Below are 25,335 nucleotides of genomic sequence, written 5' to 3'. Positions count from 1 at the left end.
CGCGCTCCTCGGGGGGTGTTCCGCGGTCAGCCTTCCATGGCCTCGATCAGGCTCCTGGGCCGAAGGTCGGTCCAGTTCTTCTCGATGTAGGTCATGCACGCCTCGCGACTGTCCTCGTCGTGCGCGACCCTCCAGCCGTCGGGGACCTCCGCGAACGCGGGCCACAACGAGTGCTGGCCCTCGTCGTTGACGAGGACCTGGAAGGTGGCGTCCGGGTCGTCGAACGGGTTCACCTGTCCCACCGCCCTTTCCCATGTCTTCGCGCGATGGCCGGTCCACCGCAGCGACGCCATCCTCACGGCGGGCGTCGGGCCGGTCCTCGGTGGGATCCACCGTTACGGCGCCGGGGGCCCGCCGTCTGTCGATGTCCCTGCTAGAACTAGGGGCTGTCTTCCGGGAGTTCACCCGGTGGGAACCAACGGGCGCGAGTTGGGTACGCGCAGCGACGCGACACCGCACGACCTGGAACAGAACATTCGCCTGTTACCGTCGATCCGAGGACACGATGTACAGGGAACTGCCGTCCCGACCCGTGCGCGGCCGCACTTTCACCCAGGACGCACGGAGGACACAGATCGTCGAGGCGACGATCGAGACGTTGGCCGAGATCGGCTACACGAGGACATCGTTCACGGCGATCTGCAGACATGCCAATCTGAGCAGTACCGGTCTGATCTCCTACCATTTCGCGGGAAAACAACAACTGTTGCGGGAAGTCACGCGGAGCATCCTGGAGAAGGCGGGCACGCTTCGGACCGGCCACCTCGCGGAGGAGACGACGTATCGCGGGAAACTGGGTGCTTACATCTCCTTTCACTTCGTCTTCATGACCCGCTACCCGGCGCATGCACGGGCACTCACCGAGATCGCCGGACTCGTCCGCGAACGGCCGGCCCTCGGACTTGACGACGTCGCGCGCAGCGCCCTGTCGGTGGAGACTCTGGTCGCGCTGCTCGAAGAGGGCTGCCGTGCGGGCGAGTTCCGCATCCCGGACCCGCCGGTGCTGGCGCTGGCCGTGCAGGGCGCCCTCGACAACGTGGTCCGCCATCACGAATTGTTCCCCGTGGCCGACCTGGGCCGCCTGGCGCGGGAGCTGACGGACATCTTCACCCGTTGCACGCTGGCCCCCTGAGCGTGGGGCCGCCCCGGTGCGCGAGCCGTCCGCACGAGCAGTGCCTCCCGGAATCCGGGCCGGCAGCGGGCTGTCCCGGCACTCGGCGGCTCGAAGATGGGTAGGAGTACGTACGGCGACGGCCGCCGAGGGTCGCACGAGAACAGGACGGCACTGGTGCTACTGGAACGTGAGGCCGAACTGACGCTGGCGGTTGCCGCCCTGCGACGTGCCGAGGCAGGACACGGATCTCTGCTCCTGGTCGAGGGGCCGCTCGGCACGGGCAGATCGTCGTTCCTCGAAGCCCTCTCGCAGCGGGCGCGGGACGAGCGTTTCCTGGTGCTCAGGGCCCAGGCGTCCCGCTCGGAGCGGGGGCTGGCGTGTGGTGTGGTGGACCAGTTGGTGGGGTCCGCGGGCTTCTCCCCGGCCGCGGGCTTCTCCCCCGCCGCGGAGTTCGGCAGGGAGCGACGGGCCCCCTGCGACTCGCGTCCCGAACCGGTCGGTGGGCGGGTGCCGTCGGCGTCCGTCCTGGACGGTCTGTCCGGCGACGGCCCGGTCCTCGTCGTCGTCGACGACCTGCAGTGGTCCGACGCGGAGTCGCTGACGGAGCTCTCGAAGTGCCTGGCCGTGCGGCATGACCGCCGAACGGTGTTCGCCCTCTCGCTGCCGTCCGGTGTCGTGCCGGATACGGGCTCCGCCCTGCACGGACTGGTGGACGCGGCGGACCACAGGATCCGGCTGGGTGCTCTCGGCCCCGATTCCGTGCGCCGGTGGGTCGGTACGGCGTTGAGCGGTGCCGCGGACGCGGAGTTCGTGGCGGCCGTGCAGATGCGTTCCGCCGGCAGTCCGCTACTGCTGCGGTCGCTGTTGGACGAGGCGTACTCCCGAGGTCTGAGGCCTCGGGCCGAGCATGCCGAACTCGCGCGTACGCTGCGCTCGGACAGTCTCTGCCAGTACCTGTCGGCGTTCCTGCGGTCCCAGCCCGACCCGGTCCGCCGCGTCGTGCACGCGCTGTGCGTCCTGGGCGGCGAGGCCGACCAGCGGGTCGTGGCGCAACTGGCGGGCCTGGAAGCGCCCGCGTACGTGCGGGCGGTCGGCGCACTGGGCCTCTGGGGGCTGGGCCGGCCGGGGACCGGGGAGGACGGCACGCTGCTGTGGGACGCGCTGGCGGACGGCATCCCGGCGGACGAGCTCACGGTCATGCGCAACCGCGCCGCGGTGCTGCTGCACCGGGCGGGGCACTCGGTGGAGGCCGCGGCCGGGCAGCTCATGTCGGTGCAAACCCTGCAGGATCCCCAGGCCGTGAGGATTCTGCGGGCCGCCGCAGACAGCGCGCTGACGCGGGGGGCACCGCGCGACGCGGCCCGTTATCTGCGCCAGGCCCTGCTGGACGGCTCGTGCACCGGACCGCTCCGGGCCCGGGTACTGACCGACCTCGCCAAGGCGGAGCGAGGGTTCGCGACCCTCGCCGCGCTGCGGCACGTGGTCGAGGCGCTGCCGTTGTTCGGCTCTCCCCTGACCCGTGCCGACGCGGCGGTCCAGTTGGGCCCGCTGCTCTACCAGCCGTCGCAGTCCGGTATCGCCCTCCTGACCCAGGGCCTGGCCGCCGAGCTGCGGAGCCTGAGCTCGGCCGATGCCGCCGCGGCCGAGCTCTCGCTGCGCCTGGAGGCCCGCCACTACGTCCTGTGCGACCAGGACCCCGCGATCCACTCGTCCGCCCTGCGCAGGCTCGAAGAGCTGGGGCCTCGACCGCCCGTGGGGACAGTGGGCGAACGGGAACTGCTCGCCGCGCTGATACACATCGCGTTCGTCACCAACACCGCACCGGCGAAGCGTCTGGCGGACCTCGGGACGCGCATACTGGCCCTGGAGCCGCCGGATCCGCGACAGGCCCACACCCCGCTGCCTCTGGTGGTGAACGCCCTGGCTGCCGCAGAGCACACCGAGGAGGCCGTTCCCTGGCTGGACGCGGTCGGCCGACTCGTCGACCACCGGGGTTCTGACGCGGAGGCCGCCGTGCTGCGGGCGGAGCGCACCGTGGTGGCCCTCTCCCACGGCCGGATCGCCGAGGCCCGGCAGACGATGGTACGGGCCGATGTCGTGGTGGACTCCGAGGTCAATGCCCTTACGGCCATCCGCTCCGCGGTCCTCGCCATCGTCACCCTGCACAACGGCGAGCCCGAACTGGCCGAGGAGTGCCTCGCCGACGACCTGCCCCACCACCAGGACCAGTACCACGCCGCCCTCCTGCACATGGCGCGCGGCCTGCTCGCTGCCCGCCGTCGGCAGGATCTCATCGCCCTCCACCATTTCCGTACGGCGGGCGAGCGGCTGGAGCGGATCGGCTGGTCGAATCCGGCCGTGCTGCCCTGGTCCGCCCACGCCGCCCTGATGCATCACCGGCTCGGCGAGCAGGACCGGGCGCTGGCCGCGGGACACCTCGGGGTGGAGCAGGCCCGCAAGTGGGGCGCGCCGTCCGTGGAGGGACGGGCATTGGTGGCGCTGGGACGCGTCACGCCCGGCCGCCGGGGAACGGAGCTGCTGGCGGAGGCGGTGTCCGTACTGGAAGGGTCCACGAACCTCGACGAGCTGTGCCGGGCGCTGTACGCGTACGGCAGTCGGCCGGGCGTGGACGGGCTGCGGGCCGGTAAAGCTCTGCAGCGGGCCCGAGCGCTGTCCGTCGCCTGCGGTACGGACCGCCTGACGCGACAGATCGGGGCGCAGATCGGGCGGAGCCCCGCCGTCCCGGAGCCTCGGCCCGAGCTCACCCCGTCCGAGGCGCGGGTCGCCCGGCTGGCAGCGGCCGGTCTGCGCAACGCGGACATCGCACAGCGGCTCCGGGTGTCGACGCGGATGATCGAGCGGAACCTGACCAACGCGTACCGCAAGCTGGACATCAGCGGGCGTCATGCCCTGCCGTCGAGCATCGGAACGAAGTGACCGGCACGTCAGGCCCCGGACGGCGGCGTACTCGCACCGGACACGGCATCGCTACGTCGGGCGTCCACGACCAGGAGCTGTCCGCCGGGCAGGGCTTTCCGCTGGTCGAACGCGAGCGTGAGACGGCGGTCCTGCGCGACCTCCTCCGGCGGACCGCCGCGGGGCGCACCGGTCTTGTCGTGGTCAAGGGGCCGGGCGGCATCGGCAGGACGGCGCTCCTGCGGGCCCTGGCCCAGGCAGCACAGCGGCGCGGCCTGCGGGTCGTGGAGATGGCGGGGGCTCGCGAAGGGCTCCTCCACCTCGGCTCCCGGGTTCCGTCCGGGCAGGCACGTGTGCCGTTCTCCTCGCCCGACGTCGCCGCGCCTGCCCCGCACGAACCGCTCCTGCTGTACCGGCAGGTGGTGGGTTCCGCTACGACGACGCGTCCCACGCTCCTGTCGATCGACGACGCGGACCGGGCCGACGTCGAGTCGATCAGAGCGCTCGTGCGTCTCCTGCGCACCCGGCACGATCTGACGGTCCTGCTGGCCCTCGGCTGGCGTGACAGCGAGGAGCCGGTCACGCCCGTGGACTGGGTGCCGCGCTCGATGGTCGAGACCGTCAGGCCCCGGCCGCTGACCGGGCCGGGCATCGGTACGGTCGTCAGCCGACTGACGGGGAGCGCCGTCGAGGCCGGGTTCCAGGCGGACTGCCTGACTGCGACCGGTGGCAATCCCGCATTGGTGACGAGCCTGGTCGCCGGGTTGCGCAAGCTGGGACAACCGCTGACGAGCGCCGGGCTGGCAGCCGCGAGCGAAGGCGACATCCCGGTTTTCGGACGGCGGGCGAGACGCCTCCTGCATGAGCGGTCCCCCGTCACCGTACGCGCCGCGCAGGCCGTGGCCGTTCTGGGCGAGCGGACACCGACCACGACCGGGGCCGGTCTCGCGCGGGTGGAGACGACCGCGTTCACCCGTTCCCTTCGCCGGCTGGAGGCGGTCGGGCTGGCACAGGAGTCCGCTGCGGACGTCTGGTCCCTCGCGCACCGCGCCGTGCGGAACGCGGTCCTGACGGGCACCCCGCCCCGGACCCGTGCGGACCTGCACGGCCGAGCCGCCCGGCTGTTGCACGACAGCGGAGCACCGGCCGCCGGCATCGCCGAGCACCTGCTCGAGTCCCCGGCCACGACACGAGAGCCGTGGGCGCGGGCCGTACTGCGGGAGGAGGCCCGCACGGCCATGCTCCGGGGGGCGGCGGAACACGCGGTGGACCTGCTGAGGTCCTGTGTCCCGCACGGCCACGAGGACACCTGCGACCCGGTCCTGGTGATGGAACTGGGTGTCGCGGAGGGATGGGTGGACGCGGACGCCTGTATCGGTCACCTGACGTCCGTACTGGACCGCCTGACCGATCCCGGCCTGCGTCTGACGGCACTCAGCGCACTCGTCGGCGCCTTGACCCGCACCGGCCGGATGGGACGCGCGGCGGAGTTACTGGCTGTGCAGGACACCGGTTCGCCCTCCGGGCGAGCGCGTCTCCAGCGGCTGGAGGCGGACATGCTGATGGCCGCGACCGACAACCTCGACGCCTGCACCAATCTCCTCGAAACGGTCTCGCTGCGCCTGGACCTGCCCGGCGCGACCCCGGCCGAGCGAGCCCTGCTCGCGGGCCGTGCCTTCATCGCGATGAGCCGGACGGAGCTCCTTCCGCAGGCTCTTGCCGCCGCGAACCGGGTGGTGCGGGCCGCCACTCCGATCACCGACTCCACCGTCACCCTGGCCGCTGCGGGCGCCACGTTGGCGTACGCGGACCGGCCCGCCGACGCCGCCCACATCTACCAGCAGCTCCTGGAAGGCACCGACACCGTGCCCGGCCGGCTGCGGGCCGGTCTGCTCGCCCTCGACGCCGAGGCCGCCCAGCGGCTGGGGCGCCTGGACCACGCGCTCCGTTCCACGGCCGAAGCCCTGGGGTCGACGCCCGGGGCACAGGTCACCCATCACCAGACGCTCGCGCTGGCATACAGGCTGCACGCTCTGCTCGACCGGGGCGACGTCGCGGCGGCCGACGCCCTGGCAGGCACGGTGCCGCCGGGCACGGTCGACGACGCCTGGCAGTGGAGCGAGTTCCTCGGTGCCCGCGGGCGCCTTCGGCTGGTCCAGGGCGACCCCGGGGCCGCCCTGACCGATCTCACGGAGTGCGGCCGCCGGCAGGACATGTGGCATCGGACGAACCCGGCCGCTTCGCCTTGGTGGTACTGGGCCGGACACGCCCACCTGGCCCTCGGCGACCGTGCGGAGGCCGGCCGTCTCGCCACCCGGGCGGTGGCTCTCGCACACGCCGCCGGCTTCCCTGTCGCCCTGGGCACCGCACTGGAGTTGCTGGCCTCGGCGGGCGACGAGCACGAGCGGCTGCAGCTGTTCACGGACGCGGAGACCGTGCTGGCCCACAGCGGCGCCGCGCTGTCGCTGGCGCGGGCACGTGTGGCCCGCGGCCGTGCGCTGCTGGGGGCCGGACACACCAGCCAGGCCCGGACGGTACTGCGCCGGGGGTGGGAGGAGTCCCACGCCCTCGGGGCCCACACCCTCCACGACGAGGCCCACGGTCTTCTGCTCAGCGCTGGGGCGCGGCCCGGGCGCGCCGCGTCCCGCAGGGCGGGCGAACTCACCCGCAGTGAGAAGCAGGTGGCGGAGCTGGCGGCGACGGGACGGACCAACCTGCAGATCGCGGAGGTGCTCTTCGTGACACGCCGTACGGTGGAGGTGCACCTCACCTCCGTCTACCGCAAGCTCGGCCTGTCGGGGCGCAAGGAGTTGCGGAGCGCGCTGGGCCGGCCGCAGACCGCCGTCCGTGGCGAGACGAGGGCCTGAGGCCGGCCGCCGGTGTGAACACCGCCGTCGCGGACCGTACTTCGTCCGCCGCCGGTCTGCCGAACGCGGCGAAGTGTGTCTAGTCTTGGAGGAGCCGCGGAGCCAGGCCGTTCGCCTGCTGCCCGCCGGGTCCGCCCCCGCACCGGAGTCAGGACCCCCACTCCCCCCACCCCCAGCGCCAGTCGCCTCCCCGTCGCGCGGAGCGCACTGAGCGCCTTTGACCGGAAGGTAACGGCATGACCGCTTTCGAGGTGGAGCAGATCGCCGAACGGATCCACCGCTACTACGCGTTGGTGGACGACGGAGACGTGCAGGGAGTGGTCGGGCTCTTCGCCCGGCGTGCGGTGTATGAGCGGCCGGGCTACGACCCCATCGTCGGCCGGGACGGGCTCGACGCCTTCTACCGAGGTCAGCGGGTCATCGACAGGGGGTGCCACACCGTGGTCAAGCTCGTGGTCGGCGCTCACGACGCCGCTGTCGAGGGCGGGTTCCGCGGGACGCTGAAGGACGGCAGCGAAGTGGAACTCAGGTTCGCCGACTTCTTCCGGCTGGACGACGACCTGCTCTTCGAGGTCCGCAACACCTACTTCTTCTCGCCGATGGTGTGAGCGCGGGGCACCCCGCACGTAACGGTGGCTCACACCGATGCCCAGCCGGTCACGGTCCGCGAGGCTTCCGTCCGGACGACCTCGTCATGGTTGCCGCCGGCCGTTCACGTCGGCCGGTCCCCCTCGGTCGGAAGGCCCCCAATGACCAGTACCGGCGATTCGGAATCGGCAGAGTCGTTCGATGTGATCGTCGTCGGAGGCGGCCCCGCCGGGTCGTCGGCCGCGACGTTCGTTGCCATGCAGGGCCACCGGGTCCTGCTTCTGGAGAAGGAGAGTTTTCCCCGGCACCAGATCGGCGAGTCCCTGCTGCCGTCCACGGTGCACGGAATATGCGCCCTCCTCGGTGTCTCCGAGGAACTGCACGGTGCCGGGTTCACGAAGAAGCGTGGCGGCACGTTCCGCTGGGGCTCCAACACCGAACCGTGGACCTTCGACTTCGCGCTCTCCGAGAAGTTCGCGGGCCCCACCTCGTTCGCCTACCAGGTCGAGCGCATGAAGTTCGACCAGTTGCTCCTCGACAACGCCCGGCGCAAGGGCGTCGTGGTCCGTGAGCGCTGCGCGGTCCGCGACGTCCTGGAGGACGACGGCCGGGTGTCCGGGGTCCGTTACAAGGACGAGGACGGCATCGAACGAGAGACGCGCGCCCGGTTCGTCGTCGACGCCTCCGGCAACCAGAGCCGGCTGCAGGGGCGCATCGGCGGCCGGCGGCTCTACTCGGAGTTCTTCCAGAACATCGCGCTCTACGGCTATTTCGAGGGCGGGAAGCGGGCCCCCGAGCCGAACAGCGGCAACATCACGTGCGTCGCCTTCGACTCGGGGTGGTTCTGGTACATCCCGCTGACCGAGACACTCACCTCGGTGGGCGCGGTGGTGCGCAAGGACTGCGCGGACCGGATCCGGGGCGACGGTGGCGAGGCGCTGGCCGAGATGATCGCCGACTGTCCTCTCGTCGCCGACTACCTGTCCGAGGCCGAGCGCGTGACCGAGGGACCGTACGGCGAGATCCGCGTGCGCAAGGACTACTCGTACCTGCACGAGACCTTCTGGCGTCCGGGCATGACGCTGGTGGGCGACTCGGTGGGCTTCATCGACCCCCTGTTCTCCTCAGGCGTGCACATGGCCACGTTCAGCGCACTGCTGGCCGCGCGTTCGATCAACACCGTGCTCAGCGGCGAGCTGGCGGAGGAGGAGTGCTTCGCGGAGTACGAGGCCAGGTACCGCACGGAGTACCAGACCTTCCACGACTTCCTCGTCAGCTTCTACGACGTCACCCGCGACGAGCAGCAGTACTTCAGCGATGCGCGGCGCGTCACCCATGACCCCGCGCCCGGTGCCGGGGCGTTCGTCGGCCTTGTGGGCGGCGGCGCCTCGGACGATACGGCGCTGACCTCCGACTCCTACCGGGAACAGCGCAAGAAGGACCTGCGGCAGCAGTCCCGCGACGTCCACTGGGAAGGACACCGCATCCAGATGCAGGCCGCCTTCGGCGAGCCGGCCGACGACGCTCCGGCCGTGAAGAACGGGCTGGTCGTCTCCCAGGACGGCATGCACTGGACGAAGAGCGCGGAGTCCGCTCCGGTGTGACCGGTCCGGACTCCTCCCCGTCTACCGGTCCGCGGCGGCCGACCGGTAGACGGAGAGGGTTCCGGGGAGCGCCGCGCAGGCTGAGCGCGCCGCTTCGAGCCTCTTCCGGTACCCGGAGTCGGTGGCGTCCAGCAGGAGGCCGAGCATCGTACCGCTGTGCGTGCACACCACGCCGGGCGCGCCAAGGCGTTCGGCGATGCCGGTCATTGCCTCGAGATTGCGCTTGGGCAGCAGACGCTGGTTGAGTACCGCGCTGCGTGTGGTGACGGCGCCGACGGCGTGCAGGTCCTCGGCACGGACGGCGTCGGCGAGCTCGCTGACGAGCCACGCGTACTCGTGCCGCAGCGCGGACGGAACGTGCGGGGGACGCCGGTTGTGGGCGACGGTGTCGAGACGTCCGCCCTCGTCGACCGCGACGACGGTGACGGGCGGCAGCGCGCCGAGGTGGGCGCGGAGCCGAACGGCGCGGTGCTCGAAGACGACGACGCCCGGGTGCATGACCCCGTCGGTCGGTTCGACGGGGCGCAGCCAGTCCTCGACGGCGCCCGGCGAGGTGTCGAGGCCGAGTACCACGCCGACACTGCGGGCCGTCGCGACGAGGTCGGCGGAGGAGCTGGCGAGGCCTTTACCGACGAGCAGGTCGCTGTCCAGAAGAAGGGTTCCTCCCCCGCCGGCCCCGTGCGTGTCGAGCATGGACCGCGCCAGCCCGAGCGACTTGGTCTTGTGCGCGGGGTAGACGTGCAGCGGACCGTGCCGGTCGTAGCGGAACCTGGCGCGGCTGCCGAGGCTGATGGGAAGGGTGACGAGGAAGGCGGTGCCGTCGGGCAGGACACCCTGGAGGAGTTCCCCGAACGTGCCGCGAGCGGCCCCTGTGCCCTCGTCGATGTCCACGGCCACCCGGCGGGCTGCCGTCGGCGGCCAGGTCATGCGAGGTCCTGGGCGGTCAGGGGGGTGTCGACCGGCCGGGCCGCCGCGTTCCGGCACGACCACTCGGCGCCGAGCCGGTCGAGTTCGCTCTCCTCCTCGGCGAGGAACTCTCCGACCCTGTCGGGGTGGGTGGAGCCCGACGAGTTCTTGGCGCGCAGTCCGCGGTCGATGTCGAAGGACTCGGCGAGCAGTTCGGCGGCCCGGTCCACCTCGTACCCGGACTCGGCCGCGCAGGCGCGCAGCAGGCCGGCGTCGGGGCGGTCGGCGCGCAGCCCCTGTTCGACGGCGCGTTTGACGTAGCGTCCGGCGACGATCTGGGCGGTACGCCAGGGGATGCGGCAGTCCAGGGTGAGGCGGTTGGCGAGGGTGAAGCCTCCGAGGTGGTCCTCGGCGCAGGCGGTACGCATCCGGTCGGTGTGGTAGGTGACTCCGGTGACGACGGCGTGCGTCAGGCGCAGCAGGGAGCGCATGGCTCCGGCCTGGGTGTGCAGGTGGGAGCCGGTCTCCTTGGACACCTCGACGGTGTTGCTGTAGGGGGTGTTGCGCTGTCCGGCGACGAGGTCCGCCGCCCGTCCGACGACGTGGGCGCAGCGTCCGCGGATGCGTTCGAGTACGGGGAAGTTGCGTTTCTGCGGCATGGCGGCGGAGATGCCGGTGAGGCTGTCGGGCAGGTCGAGAAATCCGAAGCCGCTGCCGCTCCAGGTCATCAGGTCGGTGGTGAAGCGGCTCAGGACGGCGGCGTAGCCTGCGAGGTCCGTGGCCATGGAGACGGTCCAGGTGCGGGAGGCGACACCGACCAGCGCGTGTGGCTGGGCGCGGGCGAAGCCGAGGTGGGCGGCGAGCCGGGCGCGGTCCCAGGGCAGTTCCTGGCCGGCCATGGCGCCGGATCCCAGGGGGCAGGCGTCCGTCTCGTCGTAGGTGTGCAGCATGCGGCGCAGTGCGGCGTTGGTCTCTGCGGCGAGGGCGGCGAGGTGGTAGCCGGGGGTGATGATCTGTGCGGCCTGGCCGTGGGTGTAACCGGGCATGGGTGTGTCGGTGTGGCGGCCGGCGAGGACGGTGACGGCCCGTCCCAGTTCCAGGAGGTCCGACGCGATGGCACGGAAGTTGGTGCGGGCGGCCATGAGCTGGGCGCACACCTGGGCGTCGTTGCGGCTGCGGTCGACGTGCCAGGCGGCGAACGGCGGGGTGGGCCCGGACTGGACGTGGTGTTCCAGCGCGAAGGAGATGTCGGACATGTTCTGTGTGGGGTCGGCGCTCGGTATGTCGGCGTCGAGCGAGCCGAGGCGGGCGTCGAGGGCCGCCGCACCGGCGATGTCGACCAGTCCCATCCGCAGGTACTCGCGCAGGAGGGCCCGCTCGACGGCGACGTAGTGGGGTAGCAAGTGTTCGGCTTCGTAGGCGAACTGCGCGGCGAGCACCTCCTCGTGCCACACGTCGCTGGGTGTGCCTTCGATCCGGCCGGTCACCGCCATGCTGTCCTCCCGGGAAGGGTGCGTTTCAGGGCGGTGGCGAGTCCGGCCACCGTCGGGTCGGCGAAGAAGGTCCGCAGGGTGATGCCGCTCTCCCGCTCCGGGGCGAGGCGGGCGAGCAGGCGCAGGGCCTGGAGCGAGTGGCCGCCCGCGGTGAAGAAGTCCTCGTGGACGTCTACGGCGCCGGTGCCGAGCAGGGTCCGCCAGACGGCCGCCACCCGTTCCTCGACCACGTCGCGTGGGGCCGTCCCCGCGCGCGGCGAAGTGGCCGCGGGGCGGGGTGTGCGCCGCGCGAGCGTGCCGGGGAGCAGCGCGGAGAGGCGGGTGCCTGGCGCGTCGAGCAGGGCGGCGAGCAGCCGCAGGTAGTCGGCCAGCAGGGTGTCGGCGGTGAGGCGGCCGAAGAGGGCTGTGTCGTAGACGAGGCGGACGCCGCTGTCGGCGACGTCGAGGAGGAGGTCCTCCTCGCAGGAGGAGACGGGCGGGCCGAGACCGCCGGCCGGGGTGTGGTTGAAGGCCAGCTGGTAGAGGGGCGGTACGCCGGGCAGACGCGGCGCCGCGAGGAGCTCGACGAGGCTCTGGAAGGGGATGTCGTACGGTTCGTCGGCCCGGACGGCGGCGGTGGTGCGGCGGACGAGTTCGGTGCCGTCGGGGTCGCCCGAGAGGTCGGCCCGCAGAACGCGCATGTTGACGAAGGTACCGACCATGGAGCGGGTCGCGGGGTCGTCCCGCCCGGCGACGGGCAGGCCCACAGCGACGTCCTCCGCGCCGGAGTGGTGGTGGAGCAGGGCGGTCCAGGCAGCGAGGAACAGCATCACGGGCCGGGTGCCGTGGTGACGGGCGGCGCCGGTCAGGGCTGCTGCGGTGCCGGCCGGCAGGGCGGTGCGCACCTCGGCGCCGCGGAAGGTACGGGAGGCCGGGCGCGGCCTGTCCAGCGGCACGGTGTGCACGGGCGGCAGTCCGTGCAGACGGGTCCGCCAGTGGTCGGCGGGCGCGCCGGCGACGGGCCGGCCGCGTTCGCGCCGTGCGTAGGCGCCGTAGCCGAAGGGGAGCCGGGGCAGGCGGGGGTCGCGTCCTTCCTCGGCGGCTGCGCAGAGTTCGGTGAGTTCGGCGTGGACGTGGAACCCGGAGGCGGTGTCGTACACCGTGTGGTGGGCGGCGAACACCACCGACCAGGCTCCCTCCCCGAGATCGAGGACGGCCGCGCGCCACTGGGGTGCCCGGTGCGGGTCGAACGGGCCGCAGGCCAGCCGGGCGTGCAGGGAGCGCCGCTCCTCGGCCTGTGCGGCGTGGTCGTACGCGCTCAGGTCGAGCAGCTCGATCTGAGGCTCCGGGTGGGGGTGCACCTCCTGGCAGAGCTGTCCGTCCACGGTGCGCAGGACGGTGCGCAGGGGCTCGTGGCGGTCCATGAGCACCTGGAGGGCGTGCACGAGGTCGTTCGCGGTCACGGCCGCGTGCAGGGGGAACTCGTCCACGGCGCAGTAGGTGGGCGGGTCCTGGGCCAGGCGGGAGGCGAGCCAGGCGCGTTCCTGGGCGTACGTCGCCGGCAGGACGACCGGCCCGGCCGGGGCGCCGGGCGTGGACCGGCCGTCGCGGACGGCGGGGCCGGAAGGTGTCACGACGGTCCGCCGTCGCCGAGCGGCAGGACGTGGCCTGGCAGTTGCAGTGGGTCACCGAGGACGACGGCGATCTGCCGGTCGCCCTCGTACGGTTCCCGGGCGTGGGCCGTGCGGATGTTGTCGACGAGGAGGACGTCACCCTCCTGCCAGAGCTCCCCCACGGTGAACCGGTCGTAGACGGCGTTGATCCTCTCGACCGCGTCGGCGGTGACGGGGGTGCCGTCGCCTGCGGCGGTGTCGAAGGGCAGTCCGTCAGGGCCGTACACGTCGGTGAGGTACTCCCGGATCGCGGGTTCCAGGGTGAGGCCGTTGAGGAAGGCGATCTGGTTGAACCAGACGGGCACCCCGGTGCGGGGGTGGGCCACCACCGCGGTGCGGCGCTGGCGGGTCACCAGGCGGCCGTCAGGGAGCCAGGTGTTGTCGACCGCGGCCTCGGCACAGTAGGTGTCGACCGGCGTACGGTCGGTGCTGCCGAACGCCTCGGGCCAGGAGAGGCCGACGTCGTGGTAGGCGCGGCGCAGCAGCCAGCCGTGCTCGGCGAAGGGAGCCACGAGGTCGGGCGGGAGCGCGGTGAGGACCTGCTGGGAGTCGGCGACGGTCGTGCGGCCGCCGCTGTCGGGTGCGCTGAGGCATGCGAAGAGCAGGGTGCCGGGGACGGTGGCGGCGTGGCTCAGCTCGTGGTGCATGCACATCGGGTCTTCGGCGGGCCAGTGGCTGCCGGAGTACACGCCGGGTGCGAGGGCGGTGCGGGGCGCGAAGCCCTCCCGTTCCGTCATCGGTTCGATGCCGAGCGCGGCGGCGACGCGCGCGACGTCTGCGGGGGTGCGGGCGCCGACGCCGCGAAGCATGACGGCGCCGGAGGCGGCGAGGGCGTCCAGGGCCGCGGCGCGGTGCGCGTCGGCGCGCGCGGCGGGGTCCGGGTCGGCGGTGCGGGCGTCGAGGACGGGCAGCGGGGCCGGGCCATCGGCGGGGCGTGCCGGGGCGGGGGCGGACTTGCTGTCCAGCAGGGCGGCGAGGTCGGCGACCGTGTGGGTGTCACGGAGTTCGGCGACGGTGACCTGGCGTTCGAGCTCGATGGCCAGACGGATCGCGGAGAGCGAGGTGCCGCCCAGGTCGGTGAAGCGGCTGTCGCGTCCGATGCGTTCCCCTGGCACGCGCAGCAGCCGTGCCCATATGTCCGCGACCCGCCGTTCGGTGGCGGTGTCGAGGTTCGGCGCGCCGGTGCCGCCGGTCCTCCGGGCGTGAGCCTTCTCGCGGGCGCGTGCGGTGAGAGCCTTCTTGTCGATCTTCCCGTTGCCGGACAGCGGGAGTTCGCGGACGTGGTGGAGCCGGGGCGGCACCATGTAGTGGGGCAGAGAGGTGCCGAGGACCCGTGCGGTCTCCGGGCCGTCGGGGGCGTCCTCGCCCGTGTAGTACGCGACGAGTTGGGGGTCGTCGTCGGTGCCGGCGACGACGACGGCGCCGTCGCGGATGCCGGGAGTCTGGAGCAGGCGGTCCTCGATCTCTCCGATCTCTATGCGGAAACCACTGATTTTCACCTGTTCGTCCCGCCGCCCGAGGTACTCCAGCTCACCGGACGGCACCCTGCGGCCGAAGTCACCGGACCGGTAGAGGCGTTCGGCGGGATGCAGGGGATCCTGGTGGTAGACGGCGGCAGTGCGGTCGGGGTCGTTGACGTAGCCGCGGCCGACGCAGACGCCGGCGATGACGATCTCGCCCGGGGCACCGTCGGGGACGAGATGGAGCTGCTCGTCCATGACGTAGACGCGGCAGTTGCGGATGGTGTCGCCGAGCGGCACGGAGGGGTGGGCCGGCACGGTGCGCATGACGCCGTGGTGGGAGTCGTCGCTGACCTCGGTGAGGCCGTAGCAGTTGACGAGGGGGACGCCGGGGAACCTCTCGAACCAGCGGCGGACCAGCTCCTTCTTGAGCGCCTCCCCGGTCACGGCCATGACGCGCAGGTGCGGGAGGAAGGCGCGGCCCCGGGCGGCCTCGGCGAGGACGAGTTCGAGGTAGGTGGGTACGAGTTGGAGCACCTGGACGCCGTGGTGGTTGACGAGGTCCACGAACCGGCTGACGTCGAGCACGGCCTCCTGCTCGACGAGCAGCACGCGGCCGCCGACGAGGAAGGGCGACACGAGCTGCCACAGGGAGATGTCGAAGCACTGCGGTGCCGTCTGCCCGACGGTGTCGCCCTCCTGGATCCCGAGGTCCTCGATCTTGGCGTAGAGGTGGTTGAGGAAGCCGTCGTGCTCGCACATGGCGCCCTTGGGCTCGCCGGTGGACCCCGAGGTGAAGTACACGTAGGCGAGTTGGTCCCCGGCCACGGCGACCTCGGGGTCGTGCGTGGGCCCGTCGCTCCGGGCGAGTTCCTCGACGGTCATCCGGCGGACCACCGTGTCGGTGGCGCCGAGTGCCTCGTCCAGGGAGGGCACCCGGGGGTCGGCGAGCACCCAGCGGCACCGGCTGCGGGCGAGGGTCCTCGCGACGCGCGAGGCGGGGAACCCCGGCTCGAGCGGCAGATAGCAGCCCCCCGCCTTGAACACGGCGAGCACGGCGGCCGGCCACCGCACGTGGCGTTCGGTGACGACGGCCACCACGTCCTCCGGCTCCAGTCCTTCGCGCAGCAGCGCCCAGGCGATCCGGTTGGCCTCGTCGTTGAGTTCGCGATAGGTGCGGGTGGTGCTCCCGTGCACGACGGCCACGGCGTCGGGATGCCGGCGGACGCGCTCCTCGAAGAGTTCGTGGAAGCGGCGTCCGGGCATCGGCCGTACGGGGCCGGCGCCACGCGCGACGACGGCCTCGGTCTCCTCGGGCGAGAGGAGTCCGTGCCGGGTGTGCGGCTGGTCCGGGTCCTGCGTCATCAGGCGCAGCGCGCGCAGTTCGTAGCCGCCGAGGCGCTCCGCGGTCATACCGGCTGTCGCCGCCGCGTCCGCCCAGACCTCCTCCGCCTGCGCACGTCCCTCGTCGGTGCCCACGTGCCGCACCAGGTCGCGCCAGGAGGCGTCGGGGTCCATGGGGGCCACGCCCAGCAGCACGGAGGCGACCTTCAGGCGCACGGCGAACCTCACGGCGGCCGCGTCCGCCGAGCACGCCAGGGCGAGAGCCGCGACGGAGTCCTCCGGCGGGGCGGGCGCCGCCGCCTGCCCGGCGACCGGGTCGGGTGCTGTTTCCTGCATCGGGACGCTCCTGCTGATCGATGAACCGGCGTACGGACGGGGCGGCGCGCTCAGGCCAGGTAGTCCTCGGCTCCACCGGTGCGCACCGTGTCGAGGGTGAAGCAGTGGAAGCCGCCGCCGAACAGGCGCCGGTGCCGGTGCCGGACGGGGACGACGGTGAAGCCGTGCTTCTCCAGGGTGGCCATGAGGGTCTTGCAGGCGTCGTTGACCATGACGGTGTCCTCGTCGACGGACAGCACGTTGAGGTCGATGTAGGGGCTCGCCGGGATGGGGTCGTCGTTCGCGTACTGCGGGTAGTCGTCGGTACCGGGCGGCGGCGGGACCACGACGTCCCAGCCGCGCAGGGCCTCGGGCAGGTAGTCGACGACTCCCGGGTCGCGCAGCAGCAGGGTCCCGGGGCGCAGGGGGACCACGACGGAGTCGATGTGGCTCTGGGTCAGCCGGTCCATGCGGTGCACGCGGAAGCGTCCTTCGAGGTGGCGTCGGAGCCATTCGAAGGCGAGGGCGTGGTTGGCGTTGGAGACGTTGACGATCAGGTCGCGCCCCAGCCGGAGGCAGTTGGCCCCGTCGATCATCGGCTCGATGCCCACGTCGTTCGGCGACGGCCGCGGGTCGAGGGGTACTTCGATGTTCGGGGCGGCGTGGGCGACGTTGGCGGGGTCGAAGGAGTGGTCGGTCATCATCGGGCGCGGCATGGTCGTCCAGCGGGCGCCGCCGCGGAAGTACTCCAGGAAGACCGGCTTGAGGAACTGGGTCTCGAAGTAGCGGTCGTGCAGCATGGGCGGGGTCTCGATGATCTCGTCGCCCATGATCAGGGTGTTGTCGCGCAGGTTGAGCGGGGGTGTGATGGCGGCCTCGAAGGCGGGGGTGGCGACCCTGGCCGTCGACGGGGCGGGAGGCAGGGGCCGGTGCACCGTGACGCCGAGTGCGGTGAGCTGTGCGGCGAGGCCTTCGACGTCCTCGACGAGTTCGCCGAGGAAGTGCTCCTTCTGCGCGAGACGGTGGGGGGTGTTGCGGTTGCGGCGTTCCTCGCTGTCGCGCCAGGTGGAGATGGAGGGGTAGTAGCCGCGGGCTCCGGAGAGGTTGTCGCTGATGAACATGTCGAACGACATGTCGCGCACCCGGTCGAGGTATCCGTCGGCCGAGCCGAGGACGACCTCCTTCAGCGGGGTGAAGTCGTCGTAACTGTTCAGGCGCATCGACGGGTGCCTTTCGTGGGGCGTTGGGAGGCGGCCTGCTTGTGGTGGCCGTTCGTCATCCTGCGGCCTCCTTGGTGAGGAAGGACGCGAGGCGCCGCACACCGGTCTCGATCCGGTCGGGCTCCAGGTAGCTGCACGACAGCCGGATCTGCCGGTCGCCGCGGTCGGTGAGGGAGAACTGCCGCATCGGCGCCCACAGCACGCCGTACTGGGCCGCCGACACCTCCAGGAGCGCGAGGTCGGCGGGCACGGGCAGGTCGACGCGGACGAAGAAGCCGCCGGCCGGCCGGTGCCAGGAGACTCCCGCCGGCATGCCGTCGGCCAGGTGCCGTTCCAGGGCGTCGGTCAGCCGGGCGAGGTTGGCCCGGTAGCGTTCGGCCTTGCGCCGGGCCAGCGCCCGCAGGGAGCGCCCGTGTTCCAGGAGCAGGCCGCCGACGACGGCCTGGGACAGCGGCGAGGTGTTGACGGTGACCATGGTCTTGAGGTCTGCGAGTTCCTGGGCGAGCGACCGTTCGCCGCCGTGGTGACCGACCCGCTGGTCGGCGACGGCGTAGCCGACGCGGGCGCCGGGAAACCCGACCTTGGCGAACGTGCCCACGTGGATGACGCGGCGCCGGGTGTCGAGGGCCTTGAGGCCGGGCAGGGCGTCGTCCACGGAGGCGGTGAAGGCGTAGGTGTTGTCCTCGACGAGGAGCAGGTCCTCGCGCTCCGCCAGGTCGAGCAGGGCGTGCCGGGCGGCGAGGGACATGCGGGCGCCGCCGGGATTGGAGAAGTCGGGGGCGACGTAGCAGGCGCGGACGCGACGGCCTTCGGCGCGGGCCTGGGCACAGCGGGCGGCGAGGTGGTCCACGTCGAGTCCTGCGGATCCTTCGCGGACGTCGGTCACGGGGATGCCGAGGAGCCGTGCGGCGCCGACGACGCCCGGGTAGCACGGGTCGGCCACGGCGAGCAGGTCGCCGGCGTTCCGGTGCAGCGCCCGCAGGGTGAGCAGAAGGGCCTCCTGGGCGCCCACGGTGATCACGACGTCTTCCGGCGCGACGTCGACGCCCTGGTCGGTGCGGAGTGCCTCGGTCACGAGGTCGTTGATGAGGCCCTGGGCGGGCCCGTACTCGTAGAGCATGCGCTCGGCGCGGGAGGGGGCGAGGCCGCGTTCGGTGCACAGATGGGTGAGGAAGCGGTCGGTCAGGGCGCGCAGGTCCAGTGCCTGGACGAAGTCGGGGTGGGGGGCGCCGGGTGCGAGGGAGATGGCGTCGGGATGACGGCTCATCACCTCGTTGAGGAAGCCGATGGCCCCGAGCACCGGGTCCTCGAGGCAGGCGTGGAGGTCCGCCTCGTACAGGTCGGGGGTGCGGGTCATGTACGGCTCCCTCGTGCGGCGCGTCGCCGTTCACGCTCCTGCCAGCGGCGTTCGACCTTCTCGAGGACGTCGGGGGCGTAGGCGCGGTCCGCCTGGGCGAAGGCGAACTCGGCGAGGTACACGCGGAAGTGGTCGAGCGGTTCCTCCGCGAGAGTGAGCATGCGCCGGTTGGCGGCGACCGCGGGGGCGGAGAGGCCCGACACGGCGCGGTCGACCGCCTCGTCCATGCGGTCGGCGGGCACGACCTCGTCGTAGACCGTGGAGGCCTCCGGGTCGGTGGTGGCGATCCTGCGTCCGCCGAGCACGATCTGCCGGGCGAGGCGGGATCCCGTCTGCCGGGTGAGGCGGAGGTTGCCCGCACCGGGCACGATGCCCTCCTCGGCGGCGGGCAGGCTGACGTAGGCGCCTTCCTCGGCGACGACGTGGTCGAGGGCGAGCAGGAGTTGCATGCCGCCGCCGATGGCGAAGGTGTCGACGGCCCCGATCCACGGTTTGGTGACGCCCCGTTCACTCCCGGCGCCGGGGGCCGGGTCGATGAGTAGTCCGTGGAGGAGCTTGTTCACGTAGCCGAGTTCGCGGCCGAGGAGGAAGTCGACCAGCGGGATCCGGCCGTCGCGCAGGTCGGTGAGGTCGACTCCGGCGCTGAAGACGCGCCGCCCCCGGTGGGCGGGGTGGTCGACGACGCCGCCGCGCAGGACGCCGACACGGACCGTGTGGTCGAGCAGGACGAGGTCGACGGCGGTGTCGAGATCGGCGATGAGTCGGGCGTTCTCGGCGTTCAGCCGACGGGGGTTGCGGAACTCGACGTGGGCGGCCGCGCCCCGGCGTTCGACGTGGACGGTGTCCAGTTCGACGCGGCCCTCGGCGCGGAATCCGTCCAGAAGCCCCAGGGCGCGGGGCGTGGGACCGAGCATCGTCTCCACGAGGTGCCTGCCGGCGGTGGCCGAGCGCAGTACGGCGCCGCAGAACCGGCCCTGGTCGATCTCCCGGCCCTCCTTCTCCGCCTGGACGAAGCGGCGTTCGGCGGCCATCTGCTCGCGGGTCGGCACCAGGCCGGGCACCAGGCCGGCGGCGGCGTCCACGAGCTCCGGCAGCCTCGGCCGGCGCGTCAGGCCGTCGGTGAGCCGGTCGTAGACGGTCTCGGTGTGCCGGGAGAGGAAATCACGGCGGAGGCGGCGCACTTCGGCGTGGACAGTCGCGGCGCGGGCCCGCTCGCCGGGGGACCGCCCCGGTACCGACGGGAGTGCGGCGAGGGCCTGCTCGGCTTCGGCGGCGCGCGCGGCGAGGCGCCGCGCGTCGTCGTCGAAGACGCCGGTGAGGGCGGCGGGAGCGCCGGTGGACATGCCGCCGGAGGCCCGGGTGGAGACGAGATGGGAGCCCTGGGTCGTCATTCGGCCGCCTCCGTGCGCTCCGGCGCGTCCTGACCGATGTCGGACAGGCGCCGCAACTCGCGGTCACAGGCGGCCAGATGGACACCGAGCGCGTCGTCGTACTCGGCGGTCGCTGCCTCCTCCAGGAGTCGCCTGCGGATGCGCGTCTCCCGGTCGGAGAGCCGGCCGCGCAGCACGGCCGCGGTGTGGACGGCTTCGGTGAGGTCCTCGCTGACCTGGTCGACGATGCCGAGTTCCGTGGCGTCGTGGAGTTCGATGGCGGAGTCCCACAGCACGATGCGGCGAGCGCGGGCCAGCCCGATGTGCTGCACCAGCCGGTACAGGGTCATGCCGGGCCAGAAGTGCCCCTCGTTCACGGGCAGCATCAGCCGCAGGTCGGGGCCCGCGATCCGGTAGTCCGCGGCCAGCAGCAGGTCGAGCACCGGTCCGCCGCACGTGCCCTCGACGACGGCGATGTTGACGTGGTCGAGCTGCTCCAGCCGACGCAGGGCGCGCTCCCAGCGTTTGACCTCCTGAATGGAGGCTCCGCCGGGCCACTCGTGGGGCTGGACGGGCGACGGGGTGAACCGCAGGACCACAACGGTCCGTTCGGGCTGCTCCCCCGCCTGCTCGCAGGCCGCGTCCAGTGCCGCGGTCAGCTCGGGCAGCGGACTGCCGCCGTCGAGCCGGATCAGGACGCCCAGTTCCTCGGGCAGTCCCGTCCGGTCACGTCCGGTCTTCATGGTCACACCAGTTCCTTTCCTCACCAGCGCACCAGGGCCGTCTCGATGGTCGACCCCGGCCCCATCGTCATCAGGACACCGAGGTCGCCCGCAGCGGCGGTCTTCTCGTCGCGCAGCCGCTCGTAGGAGAACAGGAACGATCCGCTGGAGAGGTTGCCGTGATCGCGCAGCACTCCGGTGGTGTGCCGCACGTCCTGCCGGGACAGTTCGAGGTTCACCCGGATCGCGTCGATGACCTTCTTGCCGCCGGAGTGCACCACCCAGTGGGCGATGTCCCCGGTACCCAGTCCGGTGCCGTCGAGGAGACGGGAGACCGCGGTCTCGGCGTGGGCGCCGACGACGTAGGGCACATCGGCGTCGAGGTAGAAGCTGAACTTGCCGTGTACGTCGTCCCAGTCGTAGCGCATCGCGGCGACGGCCTCGGGAATGATGTGGCTGGTGAACCTCAGCAGTTCCGGACCGGCCGGCGGCGCCTCGTCGTCCGGGTGCGCGGGCGCGCGGACGGCGACGGCGGCCGCGCCGTCGCCGAACAGGCTGTTGACCACCGAGGAGCGCATCGTGCCGTCGAAGACGTAGGCGGCGGAGCAGGCCTCGACGCAGACCATGAGGGCGAGTTCGCCGGGGTGTCCGCCGGCCCAGCCCGCGACGGCGTTGAGCGCGTTGAGCCCGGCGTTGCAGCCCATGCCGACGACGTCGAGGCGCTGGCAGGACGGATGGATGCCGAGGTCCCTGATGAGCAGCGCGGACAGGCCGGGCGTGAGCAGTCCGGTGGAGGTGACGCAGCACAGGTAGCGGATGTCGGCGAGCTCGGCGCCGGAGTCGGCCAGGCAGCGTTCGACGGCCTCCCGGCCCATCCTCAGCCCTGTCTCGGTGTGTTTGCGCAGCAGGTCGCCCTGAGACTCCTGGACGGGCCGCCCGTCGGGGCCGATCGGAGGCAGGGTGAGGTTGCGGCGCTCGATGTTGCCCCCGAGGAAGACGGAGCGGATGCGGCGGTCGGTGATGCCGAAGGTGTCGAGGACCTCGCGCTGGGTGTACGAGACGGGTGGCACGGCGGTGCCGACACCGACCAGTCCCGGTGTGCCGCCCGTTGCTCGCCCCGGGGGCTGCCCGGCTGCCCGGCCGACCGGTTGCTGGGTTCCGCGCACGTCTTCCTCCGTGGGGCGGGGCCGGCTCAGTAGCCGGCCTTGGCGTTGATGCGGCGCGGGTAGTAGCGCTCGTCGCCGTTGCGCCGGTACTCGGGCCGGCGCGCGGTGTTGCTCGACGGCAGGTCTCCGTTGACCGTGACACGCTGACCGCGGCGGTGTTCCTGGTAGTCGTTGATGGCGATGTGCTGAGTGACGCGGTTGTCCCAGAGGGCCACGGTGTGCGGATTCCAGCGGTACCGGAGGGTGAAGGCCGGCTGCTCGGAGTGCTCGAACAGGTGCTGGAGGACGGTGTCGCTCTCCTGCCGGGTGAGCTGCGGGATGTGCGAGGTCCACATCCGGGTGACGTAGAGCGACTTGCGTCCGGTCACCGGGTGTACGCGCACGACGGGATGTTCGGCGGACATCTCGACGACCGGTGGGATCTTCAGGACGTGGACGGCGGTAAGGCCTTCGAGCATCTCGCGGAACGGCTCGGAGAGCGTCTCGTACGCCCGGTACTGGTTGCTCCACATGGTGTCGCCGCCGGCGGACGGGGTGTCGATGAGGTGCAGGATCGACGCGATCGGCGGGCTGGGGCTGAAGCTGACGTCGATGTGCCACTCGTCGGCCTTGCCGCCCTTGTCGGGCTGGATCACCGTGATCTCGGGGTGGTTCTCGAGCTTGGGCAGGAAGGGGTGGACCTCCACCTCACCGAAGCGCCGGCCGAACGCCACGTGTCCTTCCGGGGTCAGTGTCTCCTGGTCCGGGAAGAACAGCACGAGGTGTTCGAGCATGAGCTCGTGGATGCGGTCGAACTGGGCGTCGGTGAGGTCGTTGAGCTCGATCCCGCGGACCTCGGCGCCGAGGGCACCGGAGACGCGGCGGATGTCGAGGTCGGTGGCGGGCTGCGGTGCTGCGGACGGGGGCACAGCGGGGTCTCCTTCGAGTGGTGACGGGGGCTTCGAGGCCGAGGCGTCGGCGGGGAGCCCGCGGGGGCTCACGGGCGGGCGCCCGCCGTTCCGCCGTGCAGCCAGTCCAGGAACGGCTTCGGGGCGAGGGCGCCGACGCGCTCGTGGTAGGCGTTGAGGTCGTCCTCGGTCAGGACGTCACGGGCACCGCCGGAGCGTCCTGACCGGAAGAACTGCGCGGGGTCCGCGAGGACCTCCTTGTCCGGCGCCAGGTCTGCGGCCCTGCCCTTCATCTCGTCGAAGGTCGCCGCACGCACCAGCTCGGCCAGGACGGACTCGTCCACGGTGATGCCCAGCCACTCGGCCAGCGCCGACGTCTGGCCCTCCAGGTCGGCGCACAGGTCGTCGTAGTGCAGCAGCCTGACGTTCGGCTCATCGCGCCGGTTCCATGCGTCGAGCGGGTGGTGGAGTTCGGCGGCGGCCACGTCCTGCTCCCAGGCGTCGGACTCGCCGGCGCGGCACCAGTTGAGCAGGTACTCGCGGGCCGGCGGGAGCGTGAGGGAGGACGGGCCCGTGTACTCGGTGGAGTCCTGGTCGCTGTTGAAGGCGTGCAGCCACTCGGCGCGGACGTTGGCGGCCTGGTGGTACATGGACAGGGCCCGGTCCAGGGGGTGGCGTGCGACGACGAGGTAGCTGACGCGCGGGTCGAGCGGGAGCCCGTCGAGCGGGACGTGCGTCTTGAGGACGCGGCGGTGTTCCTGCGCGGCGAGCTGCGCGTACATCTGGTCCTGCGGGGTGAAGAGTTGGTCCAGCCACGGTGACAGGGCCGACAGTGGCTTGGGAAGTTCGGGGGTCTGGAAGATGAGAAGCGCGCAGATCATCTGTACCCAGGTCGTGCCTGACTTCGCCGGGCTGCTGACGACGATGTCGCCCTCACGCAGCGGGAAGTCGTTCCAGCGGGCACTGTCCTGCTGCGGAGACTTGTACCGGATCGGTGCTCGGTTCTGGGTCTGATCACCCATGGCGACATCCCTCACAAGGGAACGGAGAGGCAGCGGATTCGGTCACAATCTGCCGTGGCGGGCCGTCGCACGGCATCCACGTTCGCCACAGTTACGCGTCCCAGGTGACCGGGAGACTCTTCACGCCGTAGACGTCCGCGATCTCCGCCTCGGGGCGCAGGACGATCTCTTCGGCGGGGACGGCGAGCCGGAGTGTGGGGAAGCGGCGGACCAGGGCGGGGAACGCCACCCTCATCTGGACGCGGGCCAGTTGCTGGCCCAGGCACTGGTGGATGCCGTGTCCGAAGGCGATGTGGGCGCCCTCCTGGCGGTGCAGGTCGAGCACGTGGGGGTCGGTGAAGCGGTCGGGGTCCCGGTTGGCGGTGTTGTAGGACAGGATCAGCGAGGTGCCGGCCTTGATGGTGTGGCCGCCGAGCTCCACGTCCTGCAGCGCCGTCCGCATGAAGGTCTTGCCGACGCTCAGGTAGCGCAGCAGTTCTTCCACGGCCCGGTCGGCGAGTTCGGGGTCGGCGCGCAGCGCGTCGAGCTGCTCGGGGTGGCGCAGCAGTGCGAAGGTGCCGAGACCGATCATGTGCATGGTGGTGTCGAGGCCTGCCGCGAGCAGGAAGAGGGACATCCCGACCAGTTCCTCGTCGGTGAGGTCGCTGTCGGTGAGTTCGCTCAGCACGTCGTCGGTGGGGCTGGCCCTCTTGGCGGCGACCAGTGTGCCGAGGTGGGCGCGGGTCGCGAGGTAGGCAGCGATGAGGTCGTCGCGGTCGGACTCCAGGTCCCGGAAGGCGTCGACCTGCTCCTGGAAGGAGTCGCGTTCGCTGTGCGGGACGCCCAGCAGTTCGCAGATGGTGACCGCCGGGATGGGTTTGGCGTACGCGGTCACCAGGTCGGTGGGTGGTCCGGCCAGTTCCATGGCGTCGAGGTGCCCGGCGGTGATCTCCTCGATGCGCTCGGTGAGCAGCCGCATGCGTCGTACGGTGAACTTACCCATCAGCGGCTTGCGATAGCGGCCGTGGCGGGGATCGTCCATGAAGAGGAACTCGCCCGGGGGCGCGGGTTCCAGTTCGATGTCCCCGTGGTCGACGGTCGGGTGGCGCAGGAGTTCCCACCGTGAGCTGAACCTCTGGTCGGCCAGGACCGACCTGATGAGGTCATATCCGGTGACCAGCCAGCCGTCCACCCCGCCGGGGAAGACGTAGCGGCTGATGGGACCGTGGCGGCGGGCTTCGAGCAGTTCGGCCGGCGGGTCGAACGGCCGGTCGGGCCGGCGCCGCGTGGGCATGGTGGTGACGGTGTACAGGGGGTCGCCCACAGCCATCCTCGTCTCGCAGGGGGTGCCGT

Annotated in this window: 18 protein-coding genes; 5 read left to right on the top strand and 13 right to left on the bottom strand. The window is 71.9% G+C overall.

Going from position 1 to position 25,335, the window contains the following annotated elements:
- Positions 1-26: 26 nt before the first annotated feature.
- Positions 27-233, bottom strand: coding sequence for an MbtH family protein (locus OG623_RS29410; protein WP_406152060.1), 207 nt, complete (start codon positions 231-233; stop codon positions 27-29).
- Between the two features lie 20 nt (positions 234-253).
- Here OG623_RS29410 and OG623_RS29405 point away from each other — a divergent pair, with 20 nt between their 5' ends.
- The 5 genes from OG623_RS29405 (at position 254) to OG623_RS29385 (ending at position 9,089) form a co-directional block, all read left to right on the top strand.
- Positions 254-1,132 (top strand): TetR/AcrR family transcriptional regulator, encoded by an 879-nt coding sequence (locus OG623_RS29405; protein ID WP_406150580.1) that lies wholly within the window; start codon positions 254-256, stop codon positions 1,130-1,132.
- A gap of 156 nt (positions 1,133-1,288) precedes the next feature.
- Entirely contained in the window at positions 1,289-4,051 is a 2,763-nt protein-coding gene (locus tag OG623_RS29400; protein WP_406150578.1) for an AAA family ATPase, read from the top strand.
- Complete coding sequence (locus OG623_RS29395; RefSeq protein ID WP_406150577.1) at positions 4,048-6,897, top strand: AAA family ATPase; 2,850 nt, start codon at positions 4,048-4,050, stop codon at positions 6,895-6,897. The genes OG623_RS29400 and OG623_RS29395 overlap by 4 nt, the downstream gene beginning before the upstream one ends.
- 236 nt (positions 6,898-7,133) lie before the next feature.
- Complete coding sequence (locus OG623_RS29390) at positions 7,134-7,505, top strand: nuclear transport factor 2 family protein (RefSeq protein WP_406150576.1); 372 nt, start codon at positions 7,134-7,136, stop codon at positions 7,503-7,505.
- 141 nt (positions 7,506-7,646) lie between these two features.
- Positions 7,647-9,089: an FAD-dependent oxidoreductase gene (locus OG623_RS29385; RefSeq protein ID WP_406150574.1), complete on the top strand. Its 1,443-nt coding sequence runs from the start codon at positions 7,647-7,649 to the stop codon at positions 9,087-9,089.
- Positions 9,090-9,110: 21 nt separating this feature from the next.
- Here the strand turns inward: OG623_RS29385 and OG623_RS29380 are convergent, their stop codons facing one another.
- From OG623_RS29380 to OG623_RS29325, 12 genes are all read right to left on the bottom strand, one after another.
- Positions 9,111-10,016 carry a kinase gene (locus OG623_RS29380; RefSeq protein WP_406150573.1) on the bottom strand — a complete coding sequence of 302 codons (906 nt, stop codon included), beginning with the start codon at positions 10,014-10,016 and terminating at the stop codon, positions 9,111-9,113.
- Entirely contained in the window at positions 10,013-11,488 is a 1,476-nt protein-coding gene (locus tag OG623_RS29375; protein ID WP_406150572.1) for a lyase family protein, read from the bottom strand. The genes OG623_RS29380 and OG623_RS29375 overlap by 4 nt, the downstream gene beginning before the upstream one ends.
- Positions 11,479-13,101, bottom strand: a complete 1,623-nt coding sequence (locus OG623_RS29370) for a condensation domain-containing protein (RefSeq protein WP_406150570.1) — start codon at positions 13,099-13,101, stop codon at positions 11,479-11,481. The genes OG623_RS29375 and OG623_RS29370 overlap by 10 nt, the downstream gene beginning before the upstream one ends.
- The gene (locus OG623_RS29365) at positions 13,098-16,280 is read right to left on the bottom strand and encodes a non-ribosomal peptide synthetase (RefSeq protein ID WP_406150569.1); all 3,183 of its coding nucleotides are present in this window, start codon (positions 16,278-16,280) and stop codon (positions 13,098-13,100) included. Before OG623_RS29365 ends, OG623_RS29370 begins: the two co-directional genes overlap by 4 nt.
- A 50-nt stretch (positions 16,281-16,330) precedes the next feature.
- Positions 16,331-17,479, bottom strand: a complete 1,149-nt coding sequence (locus OG623_RS29360) for a glycine amidinotransferase (RefSeq protein ID WP_406150567.1) — start codon at positions 17,477-17,479, stop codon at positions 16,331-16,333.
- Between the two features lie 55 nt (positions 17,480-17,534).
- Positions 17,535-18,836: a PLP-dependent aminotransferase family protein gene (locus OG623_RS29355; RefSeq protein WP_406150565.1), complete on the bottom strand. Its 1,302-nt coding sequence runs from the start codon at positions 18,834-18,836 to the stop codon at positions 17,535-17,537.
- A complete protein-coding gene (dpgC, locus tag OG623_RS29350) occupies positions 18,833-20,227 on the bottom strand; it encodes a (3,5-dihydroxyphenyl)acetyl-CoA 1,2-dioxygenase DpgC (protein WP_406150564.1) in 1,395 nt (464 codons plus the stop codon). Before dpgC ends, OG623_RS29355 begins: the two co-directional genes overlap by 4 nt.
- The gene (gene dpgB / locus OG623_RS29345) at positions 20,224-20,949 is read right to left on the bottom strand and encodes an enoyl-CoA-hydratase DpgB (protein ID WP_406150563.1); all 726 of its coding nucleotides are present in this window, start codon (positions 20,947-20,949) and stop codon (positions 20,224-20,226) included. The genes dpgC and dpgB overlap by 4 nt, the downstream gene beginning before the upstream one ends.
- A gap of 20 nt (positions 20,950-20,969) precedes the next feature.
- A complete protein-coding gene (dpgA, locus tag OG623_RS29340) occupies positions 20,970-22,094 on the bottom strand; it encodes a 3,5-dihydroxyphenylacetyl-CoA synthase DpgA (protein ID WP_406150561.1) in 1,125 nt (374 codons plus the stop codon).
- Positions 22,095-22,120: 26 nt separating this feature from the next.
- Complete coding sequence (locus tag OG623_RS29335; protein WP_406150560.1) at positions 22,121-23,002, bottom strand: TauD/TfdA dioxygenase family protein; 882 nt, start codon at positions 23,000-23,002, stop codon at positions 22,121-22,123.
- 68 nt (positions 23,003-23,070) lie between these two features.
- Positions 23,071-24,003, bottom strand: a complete 933-nt coding sequence (locus OG623_RS29330; protein ID WP_406150558.1) for a sulfotransferase domain-containing protein — start codon at positions 24,001-24,003, stop codon at positions 23,071-23,073.
- Positions 24,004-24,094: 91 nt separating this feature from the next.
- Complete coding sequence (locus OG623_RS29325; RefSeq protein ID WP_406152058.1) at positions 24,095-25,312, bottom strand: cytochrome P450; 1,218 nt, start codon at positions 25,310-25,312, stop codon at positions 24,095-24,097.
- Between the last annotated feature and the right edge of the window lie 23 nt (positions 25,313-25,335).

The sequence above is a fragment of the Streptomyces sp. NBC_01012 genome (assembly GCF_045162755.1).
Lineage (GTDB): Bacteria > Actinomycetota > Actinomycetes > Streptomycetales > Streptomycetaceae > Streptomyces.
This window is presented reverse-complemented; position numbering and strand designations above follow the sequence as displayed.

What these genes read in the sequence shown, in the direction of transcription:
- OG623_RS29405 (WP_406150580.1), top strand. Translation starts at nt 254, where the DNA reads ATGTCTTCGCGCGATGGCCGGTCCACCGCAGCGACGCCATCCTCACGG.
- dpgC (WP_406150564.1), bottom strand. Translation starts at nt 20,227, where the DNA reads ATGACGACCCAGGGCTCCCATCTCGTCTCCACCCGGGCCTCCGGCGGC.
- OG623_RS29380 (WP_406150573.1), bottom strand. Translation starts at nt 10,016, where the DNA reads ATGACCTGGCCGCCGACGGCAGCCCGCCGGGTGGCCGTGGACATCGAC.
- OG623_RS29385 (WP_406150574.1), top strand. Translation starts at nt 7,647, where the DNA reads ATGACCAGTACCGGCGATTCGGAATCGGCAGAGTCGTTCGATGTGATC.
- OG623_RS29325 (WP_406152058.1), bottom strand. Translation starts at nt 25,312, where the DNA reads ATGGCTGTGGGCGACCCCCTGTACACCGTCACCACCATGCCCACGCGG.
- OG623_RS29390 (WP_406150576.1), top strand. Translation starts at nt 7,134, where the DNA reads ATGACCGCTTTCGAGGTGGAGCAGATCGCCGAACGGATCCACCGCTAC.
- OG623_RS29375 (WP_406150572.1), bottom strand. Translation starts at nt 11,488, where the DNA reads ATGGCGGTGACCGGCCGGATCGAAGGCACACCCAGCGACGTGTGGCAC.
- OG623_RS29365 (WP_406150569.1), bottom strand. Translation starts at nt 16,280, where the DNA reads ATGCAGGAAACAGCACCCGACCCGGTCGCCGGGCAGGCGGCGGCGCCC.
- OG623_RS29355 (WP_406150565.1), bottom strand. Translation starts at nt 18,836, where the DNA reads ATGACCCGCACCCCCGACCTGTACGAGGCGGACCTCCACGCCTGCCTC.
- dpgB (WP_406150563.1), bottom strand. Translation starts at nt 20,949, where the DNA reads ATGAAGACCGGACGTGACCGGACGGGACTGCCCGAGGAACTGGGCGTC.
- OG623_RS29330 (WP_406150558.1), bottom strand. Translation starts at nt 24,003, where the DNA reads ATGGGTGATCAGACCCAGAACCGAGCACCGATCCGGTACAAGTCTCCG.
- OG623_RS29360 (WP_406150567.1), bottom strand. Translation starts at nt 17,479, where the DNA reads ATGCGCCTGAACAGTTACGACGACTTCACCCCGCTGAAGGAGGTCGTC.